The 24948-nt window shown below is 38.7% G+C and carries 25 protein-coding genes, 24 tRNA genes, 1 rRNA gene and 1 riboswitch; of the genes, 40 read left to right on the forward strand and 10 right to left on the reverse strand.

The genetic code is table 11. The annotated features are described in order from the left end of the window. From rrf to J2S17_RS23765, 25 genes are all read left to right on the forward strand, one after another. A 5S ribosomal RNA gene (gene rrf / locus J2S17_RS23645) occupies positions 1-93 on the forward strand; the annotation flags it as partial. A gap of 49 nt (positions 94-142) precedes the next feature. Next, positions 143-214 (forward strand) — tRNA-Glu (locus J2S17_RS23650). Between the two features lie 8 nt (positions 215-222). Continuing rightward, positions 223-298, forward strand: a tRNA-Val gene (locus tag J2S17_RS23655). A 26-nt stretch (positions 299-324) separates the two neighbouring features. Continuing rightward, positions 325-400, forward strand: a tRNA-Thr gene (locus tag J2S17_RS23660). A gap of 13 nt (positions 401-413) precedes the next feature. Next, positions 414-489: transfer RNA gene (locus J2S17_RS23665), tRNA-Lys, on the forward strand. Between the two features lie 11 nt (positions 490-500). Further along, positions 501-582 (forward strand) — tRNA-Leu (locus J2S17_RS23670). Positions 583-595: 13 nt separating this feature from the next. Continuing rightward, positions 596-670, forward strand: a tRNA-Gly gene (locus J2S17_RS23675). A 9-nt stretch (positions 671-679) separates the two neighbouring features. After that, positions 680-756 (forward strand) — tRNA-Arg (locus tag J2S17_RS23680). Between the two features lie 5 nt (positions 757-761). Beyond that, positions 762-838: transfer RNA gene (locus J2S17_RS23685), tRNA-Pro, on the forward strand. 18 nt (positions 839-856) lie between these two features. Next, positions 857-932, forward strand: a tRNA-Ala gene (locus J2S17_RS23690). Between the two features lie 25 nt (positions 933-957). Further along, positions 958-1031: transfer RNA gene (locus J2S17_RS23695), tRNA-Met, on the forward strand. A gap of 10 nt (positions 1032-1041) precedes the next feature. After that, a tRNA-Ser gene (locus tag J2S17_RS23700) sits at positions 1042-1134 on the forward strand. 334 nt (positions 1135-1468) lie between these two features. Beyond that, positions 1469-1542, forward strand: a tRNA-Met gene (locus J2S17_RS23705). 3 nt (positions 1543-1545) lie between these two features. Further along, a tRNA-Asp gene (locus J2S17_RS23710) sits at positions 1546-1622 on the forward strand. Positions 1623-1650: 28 nt separating this feature from the next. Then, positions 1651-1726 (forward strand) — tRNA-Phe (locus tag J2S17_RS23715). Positions 1727-1757: 31 nt separating this feature from the next. Beyond that, positions 1758-1841 (forward strand) — tRNA-Tyr (locus J2S17_RS23720). Positions 1842-1846: 5 nt separating this feature from the next. Further along, a tRNA-Trp gene (locus J2S17_RS23725) sits at positions 1847-1920 on the forward strand. Between the two features lie 11 nt (positions 1921-1931). Further along, a tRNA-His gene (locus J2S17_RS23730) sits at positions 1932-2007 on the forward strand. 13 nt (positions 2008-2020) lie between these two features. Then, positions 2021-2092: transfer RNA gene (locus J2S17_RS23735), tRNA-Gln, on the forward strand. A 5-nt stretch (positions 2093-2097) separates the two neighbouring features. Next, a tRNA-Cys gene (locus J2S17_RS23740) sits at positions 2098-2168 on the forward strand. A gap of 7 nt (positions 2169-2175) precedes the next feature. Beyond that, positions 2176-2257: transfer RNA gene (locus J2S17_RS23745), tRNA-Leu, on the forward strand. 57 nt (positions 2258-2314) lie between these two features. Then, a tRNA-Gly gene (locus tag J2S17_RS23750) sits at positions 2315-2388 on the forward strand. A 6-nt stretch (positions 2389-2394) separates the two neighbouring features. Further along, a tRNA-Ile gene (locus J2S17_RS23755) sits at positions 2395-2471 on the forward strand. A 7-nt stretch (positions 2472-2478) separates the two neighbouring features. Beyond that, positions 2479-2553 (forward strand) — tRNA-Asn (locus J2S17_RS23760). A gap of 22 nt (positions 2554-2575) precedes the next feature. Beyond that, positions 2576-2649, forward strand: a tRNA-Arg gene (locus J2S17_RS23765). 271 nt (positions 2650-2920) lie between these two features. Here J2S17_RS23765 and J2S17_RS23770 read toward each other — a convergent pair. After that, entirely contained in the window at positions 2921-3775 is an 855-nt protein-coding gene (locus tag J2S17_RS23770) for a DUF4097 family beta strand repeat-containing protein (RefSeq protein WP_307478542.1), read from the reverse strand. A 217-nt stretch (positions 3776-3992) separates the two neighbouring features. Between J2S17_RS23770 and J2S17_RS23775 the strand changes: the two genes are divergently transcribed. Together J2S17_RS23775 and J2S17_RS23780 are read left to right on the forward strand one after the other, a co-directional pair. Next, on the forward strand, positions 3993-4514 hold the full coding sequence (locus J2S17_RS23775) for a sigma-70 family RNA polymerase sigma factor (protein ID WP_307478543.1): 522 nt from the start codon (positions 3993-3995) through the stop codon (positions 4512-4514). Next, on the forward strand, positions 4507-5823 hold the full coding sequence (locus tag J2S17_RS23780) for a DUF4179 domain-containing protein (protein WP_307478544.1): 1317 nt from the start codon (positions 4507-4509) through the stop codon (positions 5821-5823). Before J2S17_RS23775 ends, J2S17_RS23780 begins: the two co-directional genes overlap by 8 nt. 30 nt (positions 5824-5853) lie before the next feature. Here the strand turns inward: J2S17_RS23780 and J2S17_RS23785 are convergent, their stop codons facing one another. From J2S17_RS23785 to J2S17_RS23795, 3 genes are all read right to left on the reverse strand, one after another. Continuing rightward, positions 5854-5988: a hypothetical protein gene (locus J2S17_RS23785; RefSeq protein WP_307478546.1), complete on the reverse strand. Its 135-nt coding sequence runs from the start codon at positions 5986-5988 to the stop codon at positions 5854-5856. A 183-nt stretch (positions 5989-6171) separates the two neighbouring features. Next, on the reverse strand, positions 6172-6924 hold the full coding sequence (locus J2S17_RS23790; RefSeq protein ID WP_307478548.1) for an SDR family NAD(P)-dependent oxidoreductase: 753 nt from the start codon (positions 6922-6924) through the stop codon (positions 6172-6174). Between the two features lie 51 nt (positions 6925-6975). Continuing rightward, complete coding sequence (locus tag J2S17_RS23795; protein ID WP_307478549.1) at positions 6976-7140, reverse strand: hypothetical protein; 165 nt, start codon at positions 7138-7140, stop codon at positions 6976-6978. Between the two features lie 221 nt (positions 7141-7361). Here J2S17_RS23795 and J2S17_RS23800 point away from each other — a divergent pair, with 221 nt between their 5' ends. From J2S17_RS23800 to rodA, 3 genes are all read left to right on the forward strand, one after another. Then, positions 7362-8105 carry a FixH family protein gene (locus J2S17_RS23800; protein ID WP_307478551.1) on the forward strand — a complete coding sequence of 248 codons (744 nt, stop codon included), beginning with the start codon at positions 7362-7364 and terminating at the stop codon, positions 8103-8105. Between the two features lie 130 nt (positions 8106-8235). Beyond that, on the forward strand, positions 8236-9009 hold the full coding sequence (locus tag J2S17_RS23805) for a DUF4931 domain-containing protein (RefSeq protein ID WP_307478553.1): 774 nt from the start codon (positions 8236-8238) through the stop codon (positions 9007-9009). A gap of 209 nt (positions 9010-9218) precedes the next feature. Beyond that, a complete protein-coding gene (gene rodA, locus J2S17_RS23810) occupies positions 9219-10391 on the forward strand; it encodes a rod shape-determining protein RodA (protein WP_307478555.1) in 1173 nt (390 codons plus the stop codon). A gap of 324 nt (positions 10392-10715) precedes the next feature. Here the strand turns inward: rodA and J2S17_RS23815 are convergent, their stop codons facing one another. From J2S17_RS23815 to J2S17_RS23825, 3 genes are read right to left on the reverse strand one after another with little or no spacing between them, the layout of a single operon-like run. Then, positions 10716-11789: a Ger(x)C family spore germination protein gene (locus tag J2S17_RS23815; RefSeq protein ID WP_307478557.1), complete on the reverse strand. Its 1074-nt coding sequence runs from the start codon at positions 11787-11789 to the stop codon at positions 10716-10718. Continuing rightward, positions 11786-12877, reverse strand: coding sequence for a GerAB/ArcD/ProY family transporter (locus J2S17_RS23820; protein ID WP_307478559.1), 1092 nt, complete (start codon positions 12875-12877; stop codon positions 11786-11788). The genes J2S17_RS23815 and J2S17_RS23820 overlap by 4 nt, the downstream gene beginning before the upstream one ends. 21 nt (positions 12878-12898) lie before the next feature. Further along, positions 12899-14389, reverse strand: coding sequence for a spore germination protein (locus J2S17_RS23825; RefSeq protein WP_307478562.1), 1491 nt, complete (start codon positions 14387-14389; stop codon positions 12899-12901). Positions 14390-14609: 220 nt separating this feature from the next. Here J2S17_RS23825 and J2S17_RS23830 point away from each other — a divergent pair, with 220 nt between their 5' ends. Then, positions 14610-14855, forward strand: coding sequence for a DUF2573 family protein (locus J2S17_RS23830; RefSeq protein ID WP_307478565.1), 246 nt, complete (start codon positions 14610-14612; stop codon positions 14853-14855). A 44-nt stretch (positions 14856-14899) separates the two neighbouring features. On the opposite strand, the gene J2S17_RS23835 is transcribed toward J2S17_RS23830, so the two are convergent. From J2S17_RS23835 to J2S17_RS23845, 3 genes are all read right to left on the reverse strand, one after another. Then, complete coding sequence (locus J2S17_RS23835) at positions 14900-15184, reverse strand: spore coat protein (RefSeq protein ID WP_307478688.1); 285 nt, start codon at positions 15182-15184, stop codon at positions 14900-14902. A 78-nt stretch (positions 15185-15262) separates the two neighbouring features. Further along, positions 15263-15535, reverse strand: a complete 273-nt coding sequence (locus tag J2S17_RS23840) for a hypothetical protein (protein ID WP_307478567.1) — start codon at positions 15533-15535, stop codon at positions 15263-15265. A gap of 76 nt (positions 15536-15611) precedes the next feature. Beyond that, positions 15612-15740 (reverse strand): YuzL family protein, encoded by a 129-nt coding sequence (locus J2S17_RS23845; protein WP_307478569.1) that lies wholly within the window; start codon positions 15738-15740, stop codon positions 15612-15614. 226 nt (positions 15741-15966) lie between these two features. On the opposite strand from J2S17_RS23845, the gene J2S17_RS23850 reads away from it, so the two are divergent. From J2S17_RS23850 to J2S17_RS23890, 9 genes are all read left to right on the forward strand, one after another. Then, positions 15967-18348: a 3-hydroxyacyl-CoA dehydrogenase/enoyl-CoA hydratase family protein gene (locus J2S17_RS23850; RefSeq protein ID WP_307478691.1), complete on the forward strand. Its 2382-nt coding sequence runs from the start codon at positions 15967-15969 to the stop codon at positions 18346-18348. Positions 18349-18390: 42 nt separating this feature from the next. After that, entirely contained in the window at positions 18391-19566 is a 1176-nt protein-coding gene (locus J2S17_RS23855) for an acetyl-CoA C-acetyltransferase (RefSeq protein WP_307478572.1), read from the forward strand. Positions 19567-19661: 95 nt separating this feature from the next. After that, on the forward strand, positions 19662-21446 hold the full coding sequence (locus J2S17_RS23860; protein WP_307478575.1) for an acyl-CoA dehydrogenase FadE: 1785 nt from the start codon (positions 19662-19664) through the stop codon (positions 21444-21446). 219 nt (positions 21447-21665) lie between these two features. Then, the gene (locus tag J2S17_RS23865; protein ID WP_307478578.1) at positions 21666-22028 is read left to right on the forward strand and encodes an arsenate reductase family protein; all 363 of its coding nucleotides are present in this window, start codon (positions 21666-21668) and stop codon (positions 22026-22028) included. A 99-nt stretch (positions 22029-22127) separates the two neighbouring features. Further along, positions 22128-22511: a glycine cleavage system protein GcvH gene (gene gcvH / locus J2S17_RS23870; RefSeq protein ID WP_307478580.1), complete on the forward strand. Its 384-nt coding sequence runs from the start codon at positions 22128-22130 to the stop codon at positions 22509-22511. Positions 22512-23142: 631 nt separating this feature from the next. Then, positions 23143-23289, forward strand: a complete 147-nt coding sequence (locus J2S17_RS23875) for a hypothetical protein (protein ID WP_307478582.1) — start codon at positions 23143-23145, stop codon at positions 23287-23289. A 31-nt stretch (positions 23290-23320) separates the two neighbouring features. Continuing rightward, positions 23321-23677 (forward strand): ribonuclease M5, encoded by a 357-nt coding sequence (locus tag J2S17_RS23880; RefSeq protein WP_307478584.1) that lies wholly within the window; start codon positions 23321-23323, stop codon positions 23675-23677. A gap of 4 nt (positions 23678-23681) precedes the next feature. Next, positions 23682-23996, forward strand: coding sequence for a thioredoxin family protein (locus J2S17_RS23885; protein ID WP_307478588.1), 315 nt, complete (start codon positions 23682-23684; stop codon positions 23994-23996). A 524-nt stretch (positions 23997-24520) separates the two neighbouring features. Then, positions 24521-24787, forward strand: coding sequence for a hypothetical protein (locus J2S17_RS23890; RefSeq protein WP_307478590.1), 267 nt, complete (start codon positions 24521-24523; stop codon positions 24785-24787). 43 nt (positions 24788-24830) lie between these two features. After that, positions 24831-24929: riboswitch (SAM riboswitch) on the forward strand. The last annotated feature ends 19 nt before the right edge of the window (positions 24930-24948 follow it).

Consider the following 24948-nt stretch of genomic DNA (forward strand, 5'->3'; position numbering starts at 1 on the left):
ACACCCGTTCCCATACCGAACACGGAAGTTAAGCTTCTCAGCGCCGATGGTAGTTAGGGGCTGTCCCCTTGTGAGAGTAGGACGTTGCCGGGCAATATACCCCATTAAATTGGGGTTATTTTTTCATGATATTTTATAATGTGGCCCCTTGGTCAAGCGGTTAAGACACCGCCCTTTCACGGCGGTAACACGGGTTCGAATCCCGTAGGGGTCATCATTAGTGGAGGATTAGCTCAGCTGGGAGAGCATCTGCCTTACAAGCAGAGGGTCGGCGGTTCGATCCCGTCATCCTCCACCATCTTTATTTTTCATTAAGTTTTTCAGGCCGGGGTAGCTCAATTGGTAGAGCAACTGACTTGTAATCAGTAGGTTGGGGGTTCAAGTCCTCTCGCCGGCACCATCTTACTTATTTAGAGCCATTAGCTCAGTTGGTAGAGCATCTGACTTTTAATCAGAGGGTCGAAGGTTCGAGTCCTTCATGGCTCACCATATTTATATTTGCGGGTGTGGCGGAATTGGCAGACGCACTAGACTTAGGATCTAGCGCCGCAAGGCGTGGGGGTTCGACTCCCTTCACCCGCATCATATTTTTTTCGCGGAAGTAGTTCAGTGGTAGAACATCACCTTGCCAAGGTGGGGGTCGCGGGTTCGAATCCCGTCTTCCGCTCCAATAGTTTATGCGCCCGTAGCTCAATTGGATAGAGCGTTTGACTACGGATCAAAAGGTTAGGGGTTCGACTCCTCTCGGGCGCGCCATATAACGGGAAGTAGCTCAGCTTGGTAGAGCACTTGGTTTGGGACCAAGGGGTCGCAGGTTCGAATCCTGTCTTCCCGACCATTTCATTTATCCCATATTGGGGCCTTAGCTCAGCTGGGAGAGCGCCTGCTTTGCACGCAGGAGGTCAGCGGTTCGATCCCGCTAGGCTCCACCATAAGTTTTATAAATGAAGAAATTTTGGCGGTGTAGCTCAGCTGGCTAGAGCGTACGGTTCATACCCGTGAGGTCGGGGGTTCGATCCCCTCCGCCGCTATTGTTATATTGGAGGAATACCCAAGTCTGGCTGAAGGGATCGGTCTTGAAAACCGACAGGGGTGTAACAGCCCGCGGGGGTTCGAATCCCTCTTCCTCCTCCATTTTTTAAAACTATGCATGGAGCATAGACAAAACTCCATAAAATACTATTATCGCGGGGTGGAGCAACGAGCGAATCATCAGAGAATTTGCTGCGAGTTGTTTCGACGCATAAGCTTCCTTGAGGTACTTGCAGAGGAAGAAACAGTAATGCTATGCATGGAGCATAAACAAAACTCCATAAAATACTATTATCGCGGGGTGGAGCAACGAGCGAATCATCAGAAAATTTGCTGCGAGTTGTTTCGACGCATAAGCTTCCTTGAGGTACTTGCAGAGGAAGAAACAGTAATGCTATGCATGGAGCATAGACAAAACTCCATAAAATACTATTATCGCGGGGTGGAGCAGTCCGGTAGCTCGTCGGGCTCATAACCCGAAGGTCGCAGGTTCAAATCCTGCCCCCGCAATTTGGTCCGGTAGTTCAGTTGGTTAGAATGCCTGCCTGTCACGCAGGAGGTCGCGGGTTCGAGTCCCGTCCGGACCGCCATTTTATTTGCTTATGTATTATAGCATGTGGCTCAGTAGCTCAGTCGGTAGAGCAAAGGACTGAAAATCCTTGTGTCGGCGGTTCGATTCCGTCCTGAGCCACCATTTTAAATTAAACAGACTTTCTTTTATATATGGAGGGGTAGCGAAGTGGCTAAACGCGGCGGACTGTAAATCCGCTCCTTCGGGTTCGGCAGTTCGAATCTGCCCCCCTCCACCATTCTTAGGGGTATAGTTTAATGGTAAAACGAAGGTCTCCAAAACCTTTGATGTGGGTTCAATTCCTACTACCCCTGCCAATTTTATTATGGCGATTGTGGCGAAGTGGTTAACGCACCTGATTGTGGTTCAGGCATTCGTGGGTTCGATTCCCATCAGTCGCCCCATTTTAAGCTTTAATGGGCTATAGCCAAGTGGTAAGGCAACGGATTTTGATTCCGTCATTCGCAGGTTCGAACCCTGCTAGCCCAGTTAGCGGCAGCATAGCCAAGTGGTAAGGCAGAGGTCTGCAAAACCTTTATCCCCGGTTCAAATCCGGGTGTTGCCTTTTTTATGCCGGTGTGGCGGAATTGGCAGACGCGCACGACTCAAAATCGTGTTCCTCACGGAGTGTCGGTTCGACCCCGACCACCGGTATTTATTTTTACTTCGTTTCAAGCGAAGTAAAAATGGGAAACTTGATATTAAAGAAAAGCGGGTGTAGTTTAGTGGTAAAACCTCAGCCTTCCAAGCTGATGATGAGGGTTCGATTCCCTTCACCCGCTCCAGATAGTGGGCCTATAGCTCAGCTGGTTAGAGCGCACGCCTGATAAGCGTGAGGTCGATGGTTCGAGTCCATTTAGGCCCACCATTACTATTCCGCAGTAGCTCAGTGGTAGAGCATTCGGCTGTTAACCGAATGGTCGTAGGTTCGAGTCCTACCTGCGGAGCCATTTTTTTTAACATACATAACTTGCGCCTTTAGCTCAGCAGGATAGAGCAACAGCCTTCTAAGCTGTCGGTCAGAGGTTCGAATCCTCTAAGGCGCGTAAAAAAAGTCCCTAATCCTTTTTGGATTAGGGATCTTTTAATATATCAACTAAAATATAGACAAACTGATTTAAATATTTAGAAGTGGTAGGGAATTTCCGAAGCTTACTGATCGCTTTCAGTGGGGCGAGCGTCGAGCCGCTTTGCAGGGTCTCTCCTATCTTGCTTCTCCCGCAGGAGGCAGACGCTCCTCCAAATCCACTGAAGTTTGCTTATTTTTACTTTTGTCGACAATAAAAAGCTAGCAGCCTCTTGGCTGTTAGCTTTTTTTTAGCGTATATCTGCAAGGCCGCTAGAGACAGTTACGTTGACATTGTAAGTTCCTGCTCCCATTGTACCTTCTAATTTACCTTTTGACCCGCTCTCACTGCTTAATGGTAATTTAGATGTGATAAAGCCGCTCCCATATTTGCCTTTCAGAGTAAAGTCAGCATCATCAGGTAAATCAAGGTTCACAACACCGGAGCTAGCACTTACATTCACATCGGCTTTGAGCTTATCTATTTGAATATCTAATTTCCCTGAAGAAATTTCTGCGTTCATTCCTCCAGTAAAATGTTTGATCTTTCCCATTCCGGAACTGATCTCAATCTCACTTTTATTTGCTTTCATATGATCTATTGTGAGTATACCTGAAGAGCCATCATGATCATAAGAATCAGTCTCTATATTAGATAGTTTAACTGCCCCTGAGCTCATATCAACTTGAAGCTTATTGAGCTTAATGGGATTTTCTTTAGAAGCTCCTGCAAGAGTGATCGCTCCTGAACCTACATCAATAGACAAATCTTCATTATAATCCTCAGGTATATAAATTTTTACTTTGGCGGTGTTGTTGAAGAATGAAAAGCCGTCCATCCAATTGCGTGTATACTCAACATCGACTGCACTCCCGATTTTTTTTACATTCACACTGCCCTTGCCATCTACGGTCGCCTCAATATCATTCCTTTTTTCAGGGATGATTGTCGTGTTAGCTGAGGAGACATCAATATTAATTTGATCCACTTGATTGATCCCTGATGCACTGGAACCTTTATTGCCAAATGAGAACCAGCTTGCTGCATTGGTAAAAATAATATATAACCCAATCATTATGACAAATATGATTAAAATTCTTTTCACATCATTTACCTGCTTTCTATTGTTAAGTTATATTCATTGTATAAAAAATCCAAAGAATAAAGTATTGAGCTACAGAATGAATATGCTATAAGACCGCAGACCTAGTCACCTTATTTGATTATAATGGAAAAATACGGATGGAAAAGCTTTTTCTTTTAAAAACTTTTTCAGCTTCTGACAGTCTAATGATTATAGCTTACATGAAGGGGGGCATTGGATGGAAAAAATCAAACTAGTGAAAAAGGCGATATCAGGCAACGATGCTGCCTTTCTGAAAATTATTCATGAAGTGAAATTGGATTTATATAAGACAGCTTTTGCTTATTTGCGTAATGAAAATGATGCATTAGAGGCAGTTCAAGAAGTGACGTACCGGACTTATCAAAATATAAAAAAATTAAAAAAGCCAGCGTACTTTAAGACTTGGATTATTAGAATCATGATTAATTATTGCAATGATACATTAAAACAGCGAAATAAATTTGTATTGGGTGACCAGCTGCTTCAATTGGAGGGTTATTCAGAAAACCTTACGTTAATGGAGATAGAAGATGCATTGCAATCTTTAGATGAACGTTCACGAGAGGTTTTGACGATGAAGTACTTCAATGATTTAAAGATCAGTGAAATAGCCATTCTATTGGATTGTCCAGAAGGCACAGTAAAGACATGGCTGCATAAAGGATTGAAGTCATTAAGAGACAAACTCGCTGATGAAGGAGGAATCTCCAATGTTTGAAAAAGAAGAGAAGGACTTAACCAAATTAAATGAACACTATACAAATAGGCATCATCCAGTAGAAAAGATTGATGCAGCGATATTTGCTGGTTTTAATAAAGGAAAGGATGAGAAAAATAGACGTTCGTTGAAGAAATGGCTTACTTCAGGAATGGCCGTTGCTGTATTAGTGCTGTTGTTTGTCACTGGGATTAAGGTGTCTCCAGCTTTTGCCCAGTACGTTGCTGTGATTCCAGGCATGGAAAAAATAGTGGATATGATAAGACATGATAAAGGTTTGTTGGCAGCTGTTGAGAATGAATATGTACAGGAGATTAATGTGTCAGAGGAAAAGGGTGGGATGAAGGTTACTATAGATTCGGTCATTGCGGATGAGTATGGGATGATACTATTTTATACCATTGAGTCTGATAACGGTTTTGAAGAGAACCATCCTTTTATTAACTTGGAAAGTATTCAATTGAAAAGTGCATCAGGACCGAATCCGGTTATTAGTTCTTCAGGTTTTGACAACAATTTAGATCAAGATAAGAAAAAGTATACTTCTTCTATCGAGTTATTTTTTCAAGAACCCCTGCAATCAAATGATTTTATTATAGAAATGAACGTAAAAGCGAATAAGCGTCAGAATTTGTTTGAAATACCCTTTTCACTAAAACAATCTTATAAACCAAATAAGATTTATGAAATAAACGAAACAGTATCAGTAGAAGGGCAAAAAATCACTTTTGAGGAAATGAAGATTTATCCTTTACGTGCAGCGGTGAGGGTGAAATTTGATTTGCAAAACAGCAAGAAAATCTTCGAGTTTAACGATCTAAGACTGGTGGATGAACACGGAGAATCCTGGACGAAAATAACTAATGGAGTGACTGCAAGTCATATAAGCGACAATGAGTGGGTGGTTTATTTACAGAGCAATTATTTCAAAGAGCCTAAAGAGCTATATTTAACATTCAGCAAGCTACAAGCCTTAGATAAAGATGAATTGCAGGTTATTGTTGATACCGATAAAGAAGAGATAGTAAAACAGCCTAAGGGAAGTATTTTATCCTTTGCGCAATTAGAGGGATCGGAAATAGCAATTAGGATGAAAACAAAAGAATTTAGTTATTTTCCATTTGGTACTGTAATAGATGCGGACGGAGAGGAAATTCATATTGCTCATGGGATCTCCTCTACTGATGAAGAAGGGATTGGATTGATCGGATTGGGGATAGATAAAGCTCAATACAAAAATCCCCTAACGATAGAACTAAACTATTACCCATCCTGGATAGAAGAAGAAATAAAGATAAAACTGCAATAGAAACCGGCTATTAAGCCGGTTTTTTTGTAGTTATTGACCCTCTGTCTTATCCTTCTGATCCTTATTACGCTTGTTGCCTTTACTATTATCGCCGCTTACAATATCAGTTTGGTTTGCTGTAGGAGCGTTTTGATTTTTACTGCCGTGATTATTTTTTTTGGTCATGGTGATGTCTCCTTTCGATTTCTCATTTTATTTTGTCCGAGAACTCTAGGATTATGAAGTATATCATCTAGCAATTGTAGTTTTTTTCAAAAAAAAATGCTTCCAAAAGGAAGCGAATAAAAGGGGGATTTACACTTGTAAAATTAGTATCACCATGAATCATTCATATTATACATAAAGATTTTATTTTTTTAATAAGTCAGCTATTTGATAGACTGTGCCACTTTCAACCGGTTCATTCAAGCAAAGATGAATGAGGGCGGCAGCAACCGTTTCGGGATGTTTTAGCAGGCCAGTTTGCTTGTAATTTTTAAACTTTGCAAGGTCATAGAAATTTTCCTGTGAGGAGGAACGAATGGATTCCTGCATGCCAGTATCCATAATGCCTGGATTAAAGGCGATGATTTGATGGTTTGTACCAGCAGTTTTCTGTTCCAAGGCAACGGTTTTAGTAAACATATTAATTGCTGCCTTAGTACTATTATAAATGCTCCATCCTTGAATAGGCCTTTCTCCAGCACCAGAAGAAATATTGATGATTTGAATGTTAGTAAGAGTTAATTTCAGAAGCATATTAGTTATCATTACAGGGGCGTTGAAATTTATTTGCGTATGTTTTAAAAGTTCCGAATGGTCAATTGTTCCGATATTCCCAATAGGCGAAATGACAGCAGCATTATTAAAAACGTATAATTCTTCAGGATTAATCGTTATAATATCTTCAATCATTGTAATCATCGTTTGCTCAAGATCTGAAGCAGATGTGAGATCACAAGAGAAATGGCTATAGTTCACTTTTTTTTCAGAAGCCCTCAGGCGCAATTCCTTATTTTCTGTTCTGGATAGTGTTAGAATGCCAATGCCCTTGTTTAATAGGTTTTCAGCAATGGAAGCACCAAGCCCCTTCGATGCACCGGTAATGATCGCTAATTTCAAGGTGATTCATCTCCTTTTTTCATTCATTAAACCATAAAAAAAGGCTGAAACCTACCATTTTAATTCACTTTCGATGAAAAGAATAGATGAAAGTGTGACACCTGATAAGAAAGCAGCAATAGTTACAGGTGCTAAACCGTAAAGGTTAAATAATAATAACGTGCTGAAAAATGCCCACGCTACCCAGTAAATAGAAGTCCGTAAAAGTTTACTCATGACTCAGCTCTGCCCTTCTTAGAAAAATGAAATATCAAATCCATATATATGGAGAAATATAAGCGGCTAGAAGTTAAAGAAGGATAATGAGAACGGGATAAGGTAAAATGGTATGGGAAGGGATAACGATAGATTTTGTAAAATCTATTAAAAAATTTCATTGTTATATCACATTTTATAGGTACATTTAAGATAATAATAAAAAGGGAAGAGGGAGTCTTTTGAAAAAGTGGATGTTTGTTTTATTTATCAGCATGCTTGTTATTACGGGATGTAGTCAATCTGATGAGGAATCAGATTCAAATAATGGTGAAGTACCAGCAGCCCTAGAAGCGAGCCTTGAGGTGCCCGAGTCAGCTGAAAAGGATGAAGAGGTTCCTTTAACCGTAGTTGTTACTCAAGGTGACGAGGCAGTCGAAGATGCTAATGAAGTAAAGTTTGAAGTTTGGATGGAAGGTAAAAAGGAAGAGAGTGAAATAATCGAAGCAGAGCATGAATCAGATGGAAAGTATGTTGCTGCCAAAACGTTCACTGAAGACGGTGTGTACATGATTCAATCACATGTAACTGCAAGAAGCATGCATACAATGCCACAGCAGCAGTTAACAGTTGGACATGTTGAAGCAGAGCATGATCATGGTGATGAGGGATCTGACCATAGCCATGCAGAAGATGTTAAGATTGAGCTAATAACGTCTGAAGGTATCAAAGCTGAAGAGGAAACAGAAATGACAGTGCAGATCTTGAAAGAGGATAAAGCACTTGCAGATGCTAATGTAAGATTAGAAGTAGTTCAAGACTCAGATGAGCATAATATTGCATGGGTGGATATGGAAGAAGCTAAAGCTGGCGAATATGTGACTGCCCATACCTTTACAGCAAGTGGAAAATATATCGTTGTCGTCCATGTGGAAAATGATGAAGGCTTGCATGAGCATGTAGATGTTGAGTTGACAGTTGAATAAAAAGTAAAAGGCATCTGTGATATTTTCAGGTGCCTTTTTTCATTTATTTAAAAAAAGAAGAAATATCACATTCTTTTGCAGAAGAGCTTTATAATATAATATGTAAGTATAAAAATCGGGAGAGAAAATAATGTCAAATACTCATCTATTTTTTAATACAGGCATTGGAGTAAAAAAACCGAATAGTATTCGAAACAAAGAGCAAAAATGTCCCTTCTGCGATAGAGAAAAACTAACCAATATTCTTGCAGTAGAAGATTCAATCATATTGTTGAAAAATAAGTATCCAGTCTTAGAAAATGCTTATCAAACAGTGTTAATCGAAACCGACGATTGTGATGCGGAGTTATCCTCTTACTCGGAAGAGCATCTTGTCAAGTTGATGACTTTTGGATTGGAACAATGGCAAGAGATAGAGAAAACAGGCGATTTTGAATCGGTTATTTTCTTTAAAAACCATGGGCCATTTTCCGGAGGGAGCATTGCGCATCCCCATATGCAAATTGTTGGTTTGCATGATATTAATTATAAAGAAAAAGTAATTGATCGAGATTTTGAAGGTCTTGTCATTGATGAAAAGGATGGAGCTGTTTTCTCGCTTTCAACTTCTCCAAGAATTGGTTTTTATGAATTGAATGTGAAGCTAGGGGATATGAATCATGTAGCTGCTTTTGCAAAGTATGTTCAATTAGCAGCATATTATATATTAAATGATTTTCCTTTTAACTGTAATAGCTATAATTTGTTCTTTTACAAACAGGGAGAGGAAATATATACGAAAATTGTCCCTAGATATGTTACAACACCAATATACATCGGTTATGCCATTCCTCAAGTCCCAAATAATATTGAGTGGATGAGAGATGATATAATAAACCGCTACTTTAGTAAGAGGAACAAGTAACGAAAGAAGAATAAAGAAAATAATGAAAAATAATCCAATTTAATGTTAGAAGTTGTGATTTTTTCATATTAAAAATATAATGAAATATTGTACACAATCTAAATATAATAAAGTGATTGTTTGGATGAGAGATTTTTTTGGGTTTTTTTGTTTTGCATAGGAATCATAGAGCAATGGTTTACTGTGCCTTTTTATAAGGAGATTGGATAATGACTTCAAAAAGAACGACACCGCCAAAGTTGGATTATACGTTAGTTTTAATATTATTTCTTTTGTTAATTGTCAGTTGTATTTCAATTTACAGTGCTCAGACTACTGGTCAATATGGAGAAAACTTTTTAATTAAGCAAATTGTTTGGTATGTAGTGGGTATTGGTATCATTGGAGCTGTGATAACATTTGACTCCGATCAATTAAAGAAAATAGCATGGTTTGCCTATGGGTTTGGATTATTTCTTTTAGGTTTCCTTATCCTTGCACCTGATAGTATTGCTCCGGTAATCAATGGAGCGAAGGCATGGATACGAGTTCCGGGGATGGGGCAAATCCAGCCAGCAGAACTTGTAAAGGTTTTTATAATTCTCATCTTGGCCAAAACCATAGATGATCATCATCAAAAGCATTTGCTGAAAACGGTAAAGACTGATTTGCTGTTGTTGATGAAAATTCTTATTCTTACAGCACTCCCGCTTATGCTTATTATGCTGCAGCCAGATTTAGGGACAGCACTTGTGTTTATTTCGATTATGCTTGGAATGATTTTTATTTCTGGTATTTCATGGAAGATTCTTGCTCCAATTGTAGGTACAGGTACAGTGCTTGTTTCTACTATTTTTTATTTCGTTATTTGGCATCCGGAATTACTGGAGAAATACTTAGGTGTAAAGCAGTATCAACTAGGAAGAATTTATTCGTGGCTTGATCCTTATAATTATCAAAGTTCCACCGGGTTTCAGTTAACGAGATCATTGCTTGCGATTGGATCGGGAGAGACTACTGGCAAGGGCTACGGTACGCGAGAGGTGTACTTGCCAGAGAGTCATACCGACTTTATTTTTAGTATTATTGGAGAAGAATTCGGTTTTATTGGGGCCAGTGTGGTCATCAGTCTCTTTTTCTTATTAATCTACCACCTGACAAAAGTGGGCATGGATACGAAAAATCAATTCTATACATATATTTGTGTGGGTGTTATAAGTATGATTACGTTTCACGTATTTCAAAATATTGGAATGACGATTGGTGTTTTGCCGATAACCGGGATACCTCTCCCGTTCATCAGTTATGGGGGAAGCTCGTTAATGGGAAATATGCTTGCAATGGGCTTAATATTTTCTATTCGGTACCATTATAAAAAATATATGTTTTCAAATACAAATTAACAAGAAAAGCGGAAGGGCCTCGCTCATCCGCTCCAATCAACATTTTTATCGATGGTTTGTCTTGTCAAAACCTATGAAAAACAACGATCTTTTAGAAAAGAGCCTTATCTTATAAAAAAAGCAGTGACCTCTATTGGAAGAGAGGTCACTGCTTCAGCTTGTCGAAAAATTAAAGTAAGTCAACTTCCTTGGATTTGGAGATGTGTCCGCTCGTCGCTCGCCTCGCGGAAAGAGTCGGAAATCCCATACCACTCTTTTCCATCAATTGATATTGCTATGAGTTTGTCTATAGCTTCAAGCAGAGACCTCTATTTTTTTACATAATCAATAAATAGCACCTGTTTCGAGGATGGCTGCATCACAATTCACATCAACAGTTAAATCACCATATGATTCTTTCCATTTTTCAAAATCAAAGTGGCGAATTTTCGTTTTGTAAAAAGCGCCAAAGCCAACTGGATCTATATTTTCCTCTTTAAACTTTTCAACTAGTTCGTAACATTCTTTCTCAACTTTATTTTCTAATTCCTTACTGATTTCTTTAATCCTACTTGGCGACAATGAATGACCTGTGTATTCTTTTATATTTCCCTTTACTTTTATATTAATGGTTAAATGTGTTGGATCCTTTTTCTCAATCTTAAATTTATGTTTAGATATAATGCTGTGGATAGAAGCCTTCTCGCTATTATCTAAGGTGACTGTGAAATCTCCCTTACTGTATTGATCGACGAGCAGCTTGAAATAGAACAATTTCTCACTTGGGAGGACAAATAAGGCTTTTGCATCTTTAAATAACATCAAACCGGCTATATCAATATTCTGATCATCAATTTTTTTAAGATGAGGTAAGTAGACATCTTTTCCTTGCTGGTAATAATCATGTAAAAAAACGGCAAGGTTCGTCTTTGGAACATCACCTTGTCTAATATTATGTTCGATCATATCAGAAATAAAGGATCCGTTTCCTTGAAGTCCATAGTCTGCCTTTAGTGCATCTTCCGTCTTTCCTTCAGTTGTGGCAAAATAGATTCTTGTACCAATTGAAGCATCTCGCTGATACGTATCTACGTATTCGCCAAGGCCAGTCTCTGCTAATGATTTTTCATAAAGTGTTAAACGCATTCCGCCTACAACAACAGGTGCAGGGGATTGTTTGTGAGCATCAGAGAGCACTTCTCGGCGGAGATTACCTTCTGTTGTGATTGTTCGATTTTGCACGGACATATCTTTCATGAAATCTTGCATAAGGAAGGTTGTTTTAAATTTGTCTTTCTCATCACCTGAGTCAAAGCCAGCTGCAATAGCAATATTGATTTCGTCTACGATTTTTTTTTCAACACAACCGGTTAAACAAATGGAGGCAGCAATTAATAAAATTACAATCCTTTTTTTCACCTTTTTTTCACCCTTTTAGTAATCATTGTTGCAAAAAATAATAGAGGGATATACACGAAGGCAAACCCAAAAATTATTTTTTCAGTCAGGTCATTTAGCGCTTGGATTTCCTGTCCGGTATCAAAAAATTTAACGACGATTACAACAATAACTGAAATAAGTATCGTTCCTTTTCGTTGTCTTAGTTTGGTAGTCCTTTTGAGCAGACGGGAAGCAACCCAAAGTGAAATGACAATATTAGGGAGGAGGATGAGTATCCAATTGGCTACACCGATATATTCAAACCTTTCAACAAAAGGAAGCTGCACAATCTGCCACATCGATAAGGTGCCCCAAATCGTTTTCTGCAGCTGGGCTTCAGAAAAGTAGGCAAAGCTTATAAGAGCCAATAGAGTATAAAACACAGTTGTGGTCAATACAGCAAGGTGTGCCCACTTTTTGGACTTTTTAGGCTCTTTAATAAATGGATAAACAAATAGCAAAATCTCGAAGCCTACGACAGTGAGTGACATATAATAAGAGCCTTTAAGTAGATCAGTTATGGAATGCTCGGCAATAGGAAGGAGCTGAGTGAAATCAGTGTATCTAAAAGTAAATACGAATGTCAGAACTAAATACGCAGGTAAAACCAATCCAAAGAAGCTTGAACCAACAACTGTTCGAAAACCTCCAAATACTAGATATGTGCTGAGAATCATAAGAGCTAAAGAGAACCAAAATGTGCTTAAGTCAGGAAACATCCAGATTTGAATGACTTCGATAAAGTTTAACAGGACGATGATGATATAGAGCATAAAATAAAAAACAAGAAGAAAACTGACCACTTTTCCAGCCATGTTTCCAATTACGTATTGATGAACACTGATAATATCCCCCTCAGCAGTTTCGGCCATTTTAAACATCATCCACATAATAATATGAATAACGATGCCAATAATCACAATGGATATCCATCCGTCATGTCCAGCTTGTTTTGCGAGAATACGCTGATAACTTAGTACGCCAATGCCCACTTGTAATGAGATAATGACGTAATAGACGAGAAAAGGTGAAATCTTTGCACTATCTGGGACTACATGGCTTTCCATTTTCTTCTCACCTCCTGGTAATTATTTGGCTGATTCCTCATCAATATCATTGACCTTTTTAGCTTTCTTTTTGTTAAAACGCTTAGGGTTCTGAGTTCGCAAAACAGTTGGTCTGCTGCTCATATCCTGAAGCGGTGATCTTATAATAGAATCCTTCATATCTTTGATTCTTAAAGGATATATTGGGGCAAGAAAAGGCCTGCCAAGTGAAGTTAAACGCAGCAAATGTGCGGTTAAAATACAAAAGCAAAAGACAATCCCCAAAACGCCCCATAGCTGAGCAAATAGGAGAAACGGAAAACGCAGCAGTCTGATGGTATTACTCATTTTATAAACAGGAGTCGTAAAGGAGCCAAGTGCTCCTAAGGCAACAAAGATGAGGAGAACATTACTAGTCAGTCCCGCCTCAACAGATGCCGTTCCAATAACAATACCGCCAACGATACCAATTGTTTGTCCGACTTTAGTTGGCAGCCGCGCCCCGGCCTCTCTTAACAGCTCAATAGTAAGTTCCAGAAATAGAGCTTCAAGAATAGGAGGTAAAGGGATAGCTCTCCTGGATGTAACTAAAGTCCCTAAAAGGTCACTAGGGATGAGCTCAAAATGATAAGTAAGGGCTGCTACATAAATAGGTGTGACTAATATGGAAAAAATAACAGCAAATACCCTAACCAATCGGAAAAATGAAGCGACAATCCAGTTTAAAAAATAATCCTCGAATGCACTGAAGAATTCAATTAGCGTTGTCGGTGCGATTAACACATGCGGAGATCCATCTACAACAATTGCTACTTTCCCTTCAGAAAGGATTGCGGCGACCCGGTCAGGTCTTTCTGTATCCAGCAGCTGTGGAAATAGTGAATTAGAATTGTCACTGAGCAGTTCAACGATATAAGAACTGTCAGAAATGGAATCGATCTCGATATTAGTAAGGCGTTGCTTAACTGTTTCGACGTTTTCCGAGTTGGTGATTCCTTCAATATGCAAAACAGCTACCCGAGTTTTTGAAAGTGAACCAACAGTAAACTCTTCAGAAATTAATTCCTTAATTGGAAGTCTTTTTCTAATAAGATTGAGATTTTGCCCGATAGATTCAACGAATGCTTCTTTCGGTCCGATAACAGAGAATTCTATCTCAGGTTGGCTTAGTCCACGAACAATTTCCTTTTGCGCTGCAATAAAGCCATATCGATTTTTGTCTGAGTCAAGTGTAATTAAGACATAACCATTAAAAATCTTTTGTTCGATATCCGACGGGTCTTTTGATATTTGTACATCAGCGATGGGAACGATTTTTTTGATATCATCTAAAGTGTGTAATTCCTCATTCAATAAAGCAGGCAATGCACTTTCCTGGACAATTTGTTCATCGATTAACGTGGAAAAAAAGTGAAAGTCAAAGCGATTGTTTGTTTTGGTATTGATATAATAAGTAGACTGATAATCGGTTGACTGCTTTAACAGGGTTTGCCAATCATTGTTATTTTTTTTGAATTTATCCCAAATGCTCATAAGTATCACCATCAATTTAGAATGCAGGTATTTGTGTCGTATGTTACAGTGGCAGTAGGAATTCAATGCCTCAAGTACTAACCGCTGATGTTTCGATGTTTCACTTATTGTTTCCAACTTTGGTAAGGTTATGAATGGAAGTGGAAAATGACAGCGTGTTTTTAATTTAATCGAACTCATTGAATGATTGAGAAACACTAGAATTGGGGGGCGTATATCGATGGATAATAAATTAACTAAGCAAGTAGATGGTCTGCTTGAAAAATATACTGAGATTTTATTAGGCGAATCGAATCAGGAGCTAAAGGATAAGGTGCAATTGTGGGTAACCTATTCTTTTATTGCAAAACAAATGCCGCAACTAGTGAAGCATTGGAATGAGATGTATCCGGATGGAAAAGAAGATATAAAAGAAATTATTATGGAAATTAAACAATTAAATGAGGAAAATAGAGCGAATAAATAATGAAATGAAAGCCGTACCTAATAACTGGTACGGCTTTCATTTAGTTATTGGATTCCGCCGTTATTTCTATAAGGGAATTGACTCGAATAACCTTGGAATTTCTGGTATGACTGTTGCAAGCTTTGCTGGTCAGCTGCATCAAGTGAATACCAGCCTCTTTCAAACATTAAGTTATAGAGTTGGCGCTGTTCATTTTTTGTTTCGGTAAATATGGTTAAGAACTCTTCGTAAAGGTTTTGATTACTTGCCTCATTTAAGTAAATAGAGTAGGAATCACTCATGTACTTTTCCGTTGCAAGTAAATCATTTGTAAGATCCCTATCGTTCATTTGCGGTGTTTTTGCAATTGGTTTTTCAGGGTTTTGCACTTTTTTCTGATTTGAGCTCAAGAGATTTCCCCTCCTTATTTATTGTTGCATTCCAGTGAATTTTGGATTCTGTTCATTTAAATGCGAAAGAATACGTTCATAATGTCGTTGATGCATTTGACCGCAAGCATCAAAAGCAGCCTTTAATTGTGGGTCCTGACAATGCTCTGCATAAAAATGGGCTTTTTTCATAGCAAGTAAATTCCAGGAAAGCATATCATTAAAATATAGAGCATCTTTTGTAGATACCATGACAGGCGGCTGTTGCATAATCCCTTGCTGGTTTGTGAAATTCGTATTTTGCTGTTCCATAAGGAGCCTCCATTTCTATTGTTATATAATTTCGCAAATCCGGAAAGTGTGAAAATTAAATGGAAAAATGTGAAGATTATTTCTTGAATTGATTATTTTGGCTGTTCACTTTGTTATTGGTTTCTTCAACCCCTGGTCCTGCATTGCCTTTTACACTTGCTGCACTAACGCCAGCTTTTGAAGGATTCTTTTTCATTTTTGCCATTATTATTAATCACCTCCATTGATAGGATATCCAAACCATTTATTTTTACTGTTATTTTCTGTGAAAAGTAAAATTGAAAAAATTTAAAATTTTCGACTTAAATGATTGCTTAAAATTTTCAAATATTTTATTATTGTATATAACGACATTCATACTCATTCTAAATATTTTTTTGGAATAAAAATGAATGAGTATTCATTCAAAATCGAAGGAGGAAATAAAGTTGATCCAACAAATTAAAAAAGCTGCTGTCCTTGGGTCAGGAGTCATGGGCTCAGGCATTGCAGCTCATTTAGCTAATATTGGGATACCAACGCTACTACTAGATATTGTTCCTCGTGAATTAACAGATGCTGAAAAAGCAAAGGGTTTGACCCTTGAAGATAAGCAAATCAGAAATAAAATCAGTGAATCAGGCAAGCAAAAATTATTAAAGCAAAAACCAGCACCTCTTACATCTAAAAAGAATATTGCATTAATCGAGGCAGGAAACTTTGAAGATGACATGGTTCGCTTAAAAGAAGTGGATTGGGTTATCGAAGTAGTTGTTGAAAACCTTGATGTAAAGAAAGATGTATTTTTAAAAGTTGATCAATATCGCCGTCCAGGCAGTATTGTTAGTTCAAACACATCAGGTATATCAGTAGAGGCAATGGCTGAAGGAAGATCAGACGACTTCAGAAAGCATTTCCTTGGAACACACTTTTTCAACCCGCCACGCTATTTGAAGCTTTTGGAGGTAATACCAACATCAGCGACTGCTCCTGAAGTCCTTACATATATGAAGGAGTTCGGTGAGGACGTATTAGGCAAAGGTGTTGTTATCGCTGCGGATACACCGAACTTCATTGCAAACCGCATTGGCACATATGGGTTGCTTGTCACTGCACAAGAGATGATTAAGGGCGGCTACAGTGTTGGAGAGGTTGATTCAATCACTGGTCCATTAATTGGCAGGCCAAAAAGTGCGACATTCAGAACATTGGATGTAGTCGGCTTGGATACATTCGCTCATGTGGCAAATAACGTTTATGAGCAAGTGGAGGGAAAAGAGAAGGCAGTATTTGAAGTACCTGGCTTCATCAAGAAAATGCTTGATAAAGGCTGGCTTGGAAGCAAAACAGGCCAAGGATTCTTCCTCAAACAAGGAAAAGAAATTCTTGAATTAGATCCTGAAACATTTGAGTATGGTCCACGCAAAAAACTTAAAACACAAGCGGTAGAACTAGCTAAACAGCAAAAGGGTACAGCTAACAAAATGAAAGCGCTTGTATATGTTGATGACCGGGCAGGCTCGTTATTATGGAATGTTCTAAGTCCGGCATTGCTCTACTCAGCAGAATTGCTTGGAGAAATTGCAGACGACATTGTGGCGATTGATAAGGCTATGAAATGGGGCTTCGGATGGCAGATGGGTCCATTTGAGACTTGGGACGCTATCGGTGTAGAAAAGTCGGTTGAAAAGATGAAGGCTGAAGGAGCTGAGATTCCTGCATGGCTGCAAGACATGCTGGATAAAGGAGTAACATCATTCTATAAAGAAGAAGAGGGAAATCTTCATTTTTACGGCAATGGAGATTATCACTTAATTAAACAAAATCCAAAGGTAATAAATTTGAAGCAGCTGAAACAGCAAAAAGGTGTAATCAAGAAAAATACAGGTGCAAGCTTAATTGATCTAGGAGACGGAGTTGCCATTCTAGAGTTCCATTCTAAGAGCAATGCTATCGGCCTGGACATCATTCAAATGATCAACTTTGCTGTTGATGAAGTGGAAAAGAATTATAAAGGACTTGTCATCTCCAACCAAGGTAAAAACTTCTGTGTAGGAGCCAATTTAGGCATGATGCTTATGGAAGCACAGGATGACAATATTTATGAACTTGATATGGTTGTTCGCCATTTCCAAAATGCGATGATGAAAATTAAATATAGTCCAAAACCTGTCGTTGTCGCTCCGTTCGGCATGACACTTGGGGGAGGAGCAGAGGTGTGCTTAAGTGCTGCTCATATCCAAGCTTCCAGTGAAACTTATATGGGATTGGTTGAAGTAGGTGTTGGTTTAATCCCAGGAGGAGCAGGTAATAAGTCGCTTTACCTTAAGCATTTAGAAGGGCTTCCATCAGGTGTTAATTTTGATTTGCAGAACGTTGCAAACAAAGTATTTGAATCGATTGCGATGGCAAAGGTATCAACTTCCGGTGCAGAAGCGCGCGACAATAACTTCCTTGGGTTAGCTGATGGTATTAGTGTAAATGGAGACCACTTAATATATGATGCAAAACAAGCGGTTTTAGCTCTAGATGAAAAAGGATATAGAGCTCCAGCTAGAGTGAAATATCCTGTAGTCGGTGAAACAGGATATGCAACATTATTATTAGGTGCACAATCGATGTACTATTCCGGCTTTATTTCCGACCATGATTTAAAAATTGCAAAAGAGCTTGCATTCGTTATCGCAGGCGGAAAAGTACCATACGGAACAGAGGTTGATGAGCAATACTTGCTGGACCTTGAACGGGCAGCTTTCTTGAAGCTAATTGCCGAGCCAAAATCTCAGCAACGTATGCAGCACATGCTTTTAAAAGGAAAGCCACTCCGCAATTAATGGATTAATAGATTACTAACCAATAGAAGGAGAGGGAACAAGATGAGAGAAGCGGTAATCGTCGCAGGTGCCCGTACCCCGGTTGGCAAGGCGAAAAAAGGATCACTCGCTAACGTAAGACCGGATGATTTAGGTGCACTAGTTGTTAAAGAAACATTGAAACGAGCAGGTAATTACGGAGGAAATATCGATGATCTAATTATAGGCTGTGCAATGCCTGAAGCTGAGCAAGGCCTGAACATGGCGAGAAATATAGGGGCTTTAGCAGGACTTTCTCATACTGTCCCAGCCATCACAATTAATAGATATTGTTCATCTGGATTACAATCTATTGCCAATGCAGCAGAGAAAATTATGATTGGTCACGCAGATACAATCATTGCTGGCGGAGCCGAATCGATGAGCCTTGTGCCGATGATGGGCCATGTCGTCCGTCCAAATTCTAAATTAGCTGAAACAGCGCCTGAATACTATATGGGTATGGGGCATACAGCTGAAGAAGTAGCTAAGAAGTACGGTATTTCACGAGAAGATCAAGATGCATTCGCAGTTCGCAGCCATCAGAAAGCAGCAAAGGCTATCAGTGAAGGTAAATTTGCTGATGAAATCGTGCCAGTTGAGGTAACGATTAGAAAAGTTGGAGCAGATAACAAGATTTCCGAGAAAATGATCCAGTTCAGCCAGGATGAAGGTGTTCGAGCTGATTCTTCTGCTGAAACATTAGGAAAGCTTAGACCAGCATTCAATATTAAAGGATCTGTAACGGCAGGAAATTCTTCTCAGACAAGTGATGGAGCAGCAGCAGTATTGGTTATGGATAGAGAAAAGGCTGATGCCCAAGGATTAAAACCACTTGTGAAATTCAGGTCGTTTGCAGTCGGGGGAGTTCCACCTGAAATTATGGGAATTGGGCCAATCGTTGCGATTCCAAAAGCGCTAAAACTTGCTGGATTAGAGATTTCAGATATCGGATTATTTGAACTAAACGAAGCCTTTGCTTCCCAATCAATCCAAATCATTCGTGAGCTTGGCCTCGATGAAGAAAAGGTCAATGTTAATGGCGGCGCGATAGCTTTAGGTCATCCACTAGGATGTACTGGTTCAAAGTTAACATTATCACTCATTCATGAAATGAAACGTCAGAACCAACAGTTCGGTGTTGTAACTATGTGTATTGGCGGCGGAATGGGCGCAGCAGGCGTGTTTGAACTACTTTAATTATGGCTCTTGTTTCTATAAACCTCAGCCTTCCCAAAAGGTTTTACTAAGGAGGCAGCTGTGGTTAGTCTAATAAAATATTGGAGGAATGAAAGATGTCGAACCAAACAGATAACTTAATCAAAGGTGGAAGCTTTTTAATTGAAGATGTGACAAATGATCAAGTATTTACACCCGAAGATTATAATGACGAGCAAAAAATGATTGCCAAAACTACAGAGGACTTTGTTTCTAATGAAGTGCTTCCTCAAGTAGAATATCTTGAAAACCATGAGTTTGATCGCTCAGTTAAGCTATTGAAACAAGCAGGAGAGTTAGGGCTATTAGGAGCGGACGTTCCTGAAGAGTACGGCGGACTAGGTCTTGATAAAATTAGTTCAGCATTAATTTCAGAAAAAATGGCTCGTGCCGGCGGATTCTCAATCTCTCACGGTGCGCATGTAGGAATCGGTTCATTACCAATCGTGTTATTCGGAAATGAAGAACAAAAGCAAAAGTACTTACCAGTTCTAGCTACTGGTGAAAAGCTTGCAGCCTACGCTTTAACTGAGCCAAGTTCGGGCTCTGATGCACTTGGAGCAAAAACAACAGCGAAATTAAATGCTGAAGGTACACATTATGTATTAAACGGTGAAAAGCAATGGATTACAAATGCCGGCTTTGCTGATGTATTCGTTGTATATGCGAAAGTAGATGGAGATAAATTCACAGCATTCATCGTGGAAAGAGATTTCCCTGGCGTATCTGTTGGTGCCGAAGAAAAGAAAATGGGTATTAAGAGCTCTTCTACTCGTACATTAATCTTGGGAGATGCACTTGTTCCAAAAGAAAACCTGTTAGGTGAACTTGGCCGTGGTCACGTAATCGCCTTCAATATTCTTAACATCGGACGTTATAAATTAGGAGTAGGAGCGGTTGGAGCATCAAAACGCGGTTTAGAATTGGGCGTACAATATGCGAACCAGCGCCAACAATTTAAAACACCAATTTCTCAATTTAACTTAACAAAAGAAAAATTCGGTTCAATGGCATCAAAATTATATGCAGCTGAAGCTTCTGTTTATCGTACAGTTGGTTTATTCGAGGATCGTATGAGCAAACTGTCTGATGAAGAAGTAAAAGACGGAAAAGAAGTGGCGAAATCAATCGCAGAGTATGCTATTGAATGTTCACTCAATAAGTTCTTCGCATCAGAAGTACTCGATTATGTTGTGGATGAGGCAGTTCAGCTTCACGGTGGTTATGGTTTCATGGCTGAATATGAAGTGGAAAGAGCGTATCGTGATTCTCGTATCAACCGTATCTTTGAAGGAACAAATGAAATCAACCGTCTCTTAGTACCAAGCACATTCTTGCGTAAAGCTTTCAAAGGCGAATTGCCACTATTTGAAAAAGCACAAGCACTTCAAGAAGAACTAATGATGATGATGCCTGAAGAGCCAGGTGATGAGCCATTGGCACAAGAAAAATACTTGGTGAAAAACGCGAAGAAAATTGCGTTATTATCAGCGGGTCTAGGTGCGCAGAAATATGGTAAGGCACTTGAAAGCGAACAAGAGGTTCTTGTGAATATTGCTGATCTCGTATCAAATGCGTATGCAATGGAATCAGCAGTGCTACGTACAGAAAAAGCAATTGAAAAAGACGGAGTAGAAAAAGCAAACCAAAAACTCCTTTATACTCAAATCTTCTGTCAAGAGGCGTTCAATGAAATTGAACAAATTGCGAAAGAAACACTTGTAGCAGTTGAAGATGGTGATGGTCTGCGCATGATGATGTCAGCTCTTCGCAAATTCACTCGCCACACCCCAACTAATGTCATTGCGAAAAAACGCGAAGCATCAGTGAAACTCATTGATACAGAGCGGTATGTGCTGTAATTGAATGTTGAGTTAGAGCTCCCTTCACGATGAGGGGAGCTTTATCTGTTTAATGAAGATTGTCGGGGCTGAACAAGGCGTTTCCGCATTTCTAATTATTTTTGTTTTTATATAAGAATTATTATAATTATCATTATGAAAATGAAAGAAAATGTGGTATTCTAATTCAAGGTTATGGTATAAAAATATTAAGGTATGATAAGATAGGGTGGTGAAAACATGGCGCTAACTTTTTATTGGTATCCCAAATGCGGGACTTGTCGAAAAGCCAAAAAATGGCTCGATGAACATCAAATATCTTATGAAGAGATACATATTGTTGAAAATCCGCCATCTCGTGCTAAGTTAGAAGAGATGTACAAAAAAAGCGGATTGGATATAAAAAAATTCTTTAATACGAGTGGACAGAAGTATCGTGAGCTTGGATTAAAGGATAAGGTAAAAACGGCTTCTAATAAAGAGCTCCTTGACCTGCTTTCGTCTGATGGGATGTTGATTAAACGTCCGCTAATGTATGATGGAGAAAAGGTAACTGTAGGTTTTAAAGAAGAAGAGTTTGATCAAGTATGGAGCTCAAACTGACCACAGGCAGTTTATATTATAGGCTTTGTTGCGTCAAAAATTTGGGAAAGATCGATCATTCGATCATAAAATAAATAACCATCAATGGAGGGTATTATAATGAACACACCTAAAGAATTACGTTATTCAGAAGAGCATGAGTGGGTAAAAACAGAAGGAGAAAAAGTCCGTATTGGTATTACTGACTTTGCGCAATCTGAATTAGGAGACATCGTTTTCGTTGAGCTTCCTGAAGTAGGAGACGAAGTAACTGCTGACGAGCCATTTGGTAGTGTAGAATCTGTTAAAACCGTTTCTGAGCTTTACGCTCCAATCAGTGGTAAAATTGTAGAAATCAATGAAGAGTTAAGTGACAGCCCTGAGTTTGTTAACGAATCTCCTTATGAAAAAGCATGGATGATTGTTGTTGAGCCTTCGGATTCAAGTGAAATGGACAACCTTATGAGTGCTGAGAAATACGAAGAAATGGTTAAAGAAGACTAATTTGATATACCACGCCCTAGCCGAATTCGGTTAGGGTGTTTTTAATTTGTCTAAAAGGTATGCATTGAACAGCTACTTATCCACAATATAATGTTAAAATGAAAAACCATATTGTAGGAACTGTCCCCAGAATTTTAAGAATTGTGGGTATAGTTGTGCATAAATACATGCTGATTAGAGAATATCCTTATATTGTGGATAGAATATGTATTTAACCTCACTTTCTTTATGTCTATAACGAAGAGTGAGAAATGGTGCTAATATAGGGGTGAAGAAAATCAAACTGTAATGGGAATTAGTTGGCTCGTCTAGCATCTTAAACGAAGAGAATCAACTCGCTAAGAGAACTAGTTGGGTCAACTAATGCCCCAAACGAAGAGAATTATGCCGTTGGGGGAACTATTTAAAGTATTTAGTCCCCTGACGAAGAAACAATTCTAGGTATCTAACTCCATGAAAATCCATGCCCATACCTGTAGAGATCATGGAAATTTAAACGACTGAAAATCAGCTGCTTCAAAATCGAGAACTTGTGAATAACAGGGAAAAAAAGGCATGAAAGCCACCAGAAATCTTGTTAAAAAGGATCATGTATAAACATGATAGGTTTATACACAAGTTACCCACATATATGACAAGTACGAGTCTGCTTTTCTTTATCGTTTCTAAAAAAACGGGCAACCTAACTAGCATGATTAAGCAGGACTTCAACACGATTAAATCGAATACTGAATATAGTAAGATAAAGCATCTGGCATTGAAAAAAGCTGCAATGTGACACTATACTACACAGTTTTTAGGTGATGAAGATGAAGAGAGAATTGTTGGAGAAGGTAATAATTGTTGAAGGCAAGTCTGATAAACGGAAAGTGGAAAATATTATTAGAGAGCCGATTGAAATTATATGTACCAATGGTACGCTAGGCTTGTCGAAGTTAGACGAATTGATTGACATATTGATCGATAAGGATGTATATATATTGGTGGATGCAGATGCGGCTGGTGAAAAGCTCCGTCGACAGTTTAAGAGCGAACTTCCAGAAGCTGAGCATTTATACATTGATAAAATGTATAAAGAGGTTGCAACAGCTCCTGAGCATCATTTAGCAACTGTGTTAATTGGTGCAGATATTGATATTTACACTGAGTTTTTAGATAGAGGATGATTTCATGCAAGAGTGGTCACAAGAGGAACTGAATCGGATAATTAAGGAAGATCAAACAGTTTTATTCTATTTATACACACCCATGTGCGGAACCTGCCAAGTAGCTGGGAAAATGCTTACTATTACAGAGGAGTTGCTTCCCCACCTAAAGATTGGGAAAGCTGATTTAAACTACTTTCCTGAGTTAGCAGAACGTTGGGAAATTGAAAGTGTTCCCTGTTTAATCATGTTGAAAGATGGGATACCAATAGATAAAATCTATGCATTTCACTCTGTTCCTTACCTATTAGAACAAATAAAAATGAAGCAGTTTGTCTAGGTCAAAGAAAATCTTTGGCCTTTTTTGTTTGTGAATCGAATCTAGACAATCATCTAAAGGAAATGTTGAAGGTCTTAATCAGCCTCACCATAGGATAAACGGACATTTAATTACCCTTCCTCACTCTCATCTGCATATATATTGAACGTTATTTCCATCTTGTATCCAATGTGAAAAGAAATTTATTTTGAGGTTATTTTACATCAGAGAGTTACAATATCCGCTATATTTAAATAGCTACAGAACTCAAACTGACATATTTCTCGGGAAATGAAAAGAATGCTGGGGGAATCCTTCATATTTTCGTTCAGCTTTTAATTAAAAAGTCGAATGGATAGAAGAGGAAATTAAGGATATATTGAGAAATACTAAGGGGGTAATACTTTGTTTCTATAAAATTGTGGATAGTTATGTTGAAATGGAGTGGTGTAATGCTAAAGCTGGCTTCTGCTTTTAATGAAATATATATCGAAAGGGAACATAGTCATCTGCTTTTGAGAAATCCTGTTACCATCTATATTCAAATGGAAGAGGAATTCTCATTAAGGCTTACACCCGATAAACTAACGATTTTAAGAAATAGTCTGCAAGATTATGATATTTTGCTCTCGGGATCAAGAGAGATAATATCCGCTATTTTCAATGGTGAAAAAAGACTAAGAGAAGCACAAGCAAATGAAGAGTTAACCCTTCAATCTACCTTTAGAAATGCATTGCTTCTAGAATCCATCCTTTTTTTAAATAAACCAAATATAAATTTTGGAAAATTTAAAAATTATCTTGACGATTAAATAACTATTTGGTAATATCAGGTTGTAAATAAAAAATTTAATATTCTTATCCAGAGAGGTGGAGGGACTGGCCCTTTGAAGCCCGGCAACCGGTAATAACACGGTGCTAATTCCAGCAGAGCAATGCTCTGAAAGATAAGAAGAGATGATATAGCCCTCTT

This window comes from Cytobacillus purgationiresistens (assembly GCF_030813235.1).
Classification (GTDB): domain Bacteria; phylum Bacillota; class Bacilli; order Bacillales; family Cytobacillaceae; genus Cytobacillus; species Cytobacillus purgationiresistens.

Excerpts from the sequence above, each read along its gene's own strand:
- J2S17_RS23775 (WP_307478543.1), top strand. The coding sequence starts at position 3,993 with ATGGAAAAAATCAAACTAGTGAAAAAGGCGATATCAGGCAACGATGCT.
- J2S17_RS23780 (WP_307478544.1), top strand. The coding sequence starts at position 4,507 with ATGTTTGAAAAAGAAGAGAAGGACTTAACCAAATTAAATGAACACTAT.
- J2S17_RS23785 (WP_307478546.1), bottom strand. The coding sequence starts at position 5,988 with ATGACCAAAAAAAATAATCACGGCAGTAAAAATCAAAACGCTCCTACA.
- J2S17_RS23795 (WP_307478549.1), bottom strand. The coding sequence starts at position 7,140 with ATGAGTAAACTTTTACGGACTTCTATTTACTGGGTAGCGTGGGCATTT.
- J2S17_RS23805 (WP_307478553.1), top strand. The coding sequence starts at position 8,236 with ATGTCAAATACTCATCTATTTTTTAATACAGGCATTGGAGTAAAAAAA.
- rodA (WP_307478555.1), top strand. The coding sequence starts at position 9,219 with ATGACTTCAAAAAGAACGACACCGCCAAAGTTGGATTATACGTTAGTT.
- J2S17_RS23820 (WP_307478559.1), bottom strand. The coding sequence starts at position 12,877 with ATGGAAAGCCATGTAGTCCCAGATAGTGCAAAGATTTCACCTTTTCTC.
- J2S17_RS23825 (WP_307478562.1), bottom strand. The coding sequence starts at position 14,389 with ATGAGCATTTGGGATAAATTCAAAAAAAATAACAATGATTGGCAAACC.
- J2S17_RS23830 (WP_307478565.1), top strand. The coding sequence starts at position 14,610 with ATGGATAATAAATTAACTAAGCAAGTAGATGGTCTGCTTGAAAAATAT.
- J2S17_RS23835 (WP_307478688.1), bottom strand. The coding sequence starts at position 15,184 with ATGAACGATAGGGATCTTACAAATGATTTACTTGCAACGGAAAAGTAC.
- J2S17_RS23840 (WP_307478567.1), bottom strand. The coding sequence starts at position 15,535 with ATGGAACAGCAAAATACGAATTTCACAAACCAGCAAGGGATTATGCAA.
- J2S17_RS23845 (WP_307478569.1), bottom strand. The coding sequence starts at position 15,740 with ATGGCAAAAATGAAAAAGAATCCTTCAAAAGCTGGCGTTAGTGCAGCA.
- J2S17_RS23855 (WP_307478572.1), top strand. The coding sequence starts at position 18,391 with ATGAGAGAAGCGGTAATCGTCGCAGGTGCCCGTACCCCGGTTGGCAAG.
- J2S17_RS23860 (WP_307478575.1), top strand. The coding sequence starts at position 19,662 with ATGTCGAACCAAACAGATAACTTAATCAAAGGTGGAAGCTTTTTAATT.
- J2S17_RS23865 (WP_307478578.1), top strand. The coding sequence starts at position 21,666 with ATGGCGCTAACTTTTTATTGGTATCCCAAATGCGGGACTTGTCGAAAA.
- gcvH (WP_307478580.1), top strand. The coding sequence starts at position 22,128 with ATGAACACACCTAAAGAATTACGTTATTCAGAAGAGCATGAGTGGGTA.
- J2S17_RS23875 (WP_307478582.1), top strand. The coding sequence starts at position 23,143 with ATGACAAGTACGAGTCTGCTTTTCTTTATCGTTTCTAAAAAAACGGGC.
- J2S17_RS23880 (WP_307478584.1), top strand. The coding sequence starts at position 23,321 with ATGAAGAGAGAATTGTTGGAGAAGGTAATAATTGTTGAAGGCAAGTCT.
- J2S17_RS23885 (WP_307478588.1), top strand. The coding sequence starts at position 23,682 with ATGCAAGAGTGGTCACAAGAGGAACTGAATCGGATAATTAAGGAAGAT.
- J2S17_RS23890 (WP_307478590.1), top strand. The coding sequence starts at position 24,521 with ATGGAAGAGGAATTCTCATTAAGGCTTACACCCGATAAACTAACGATT.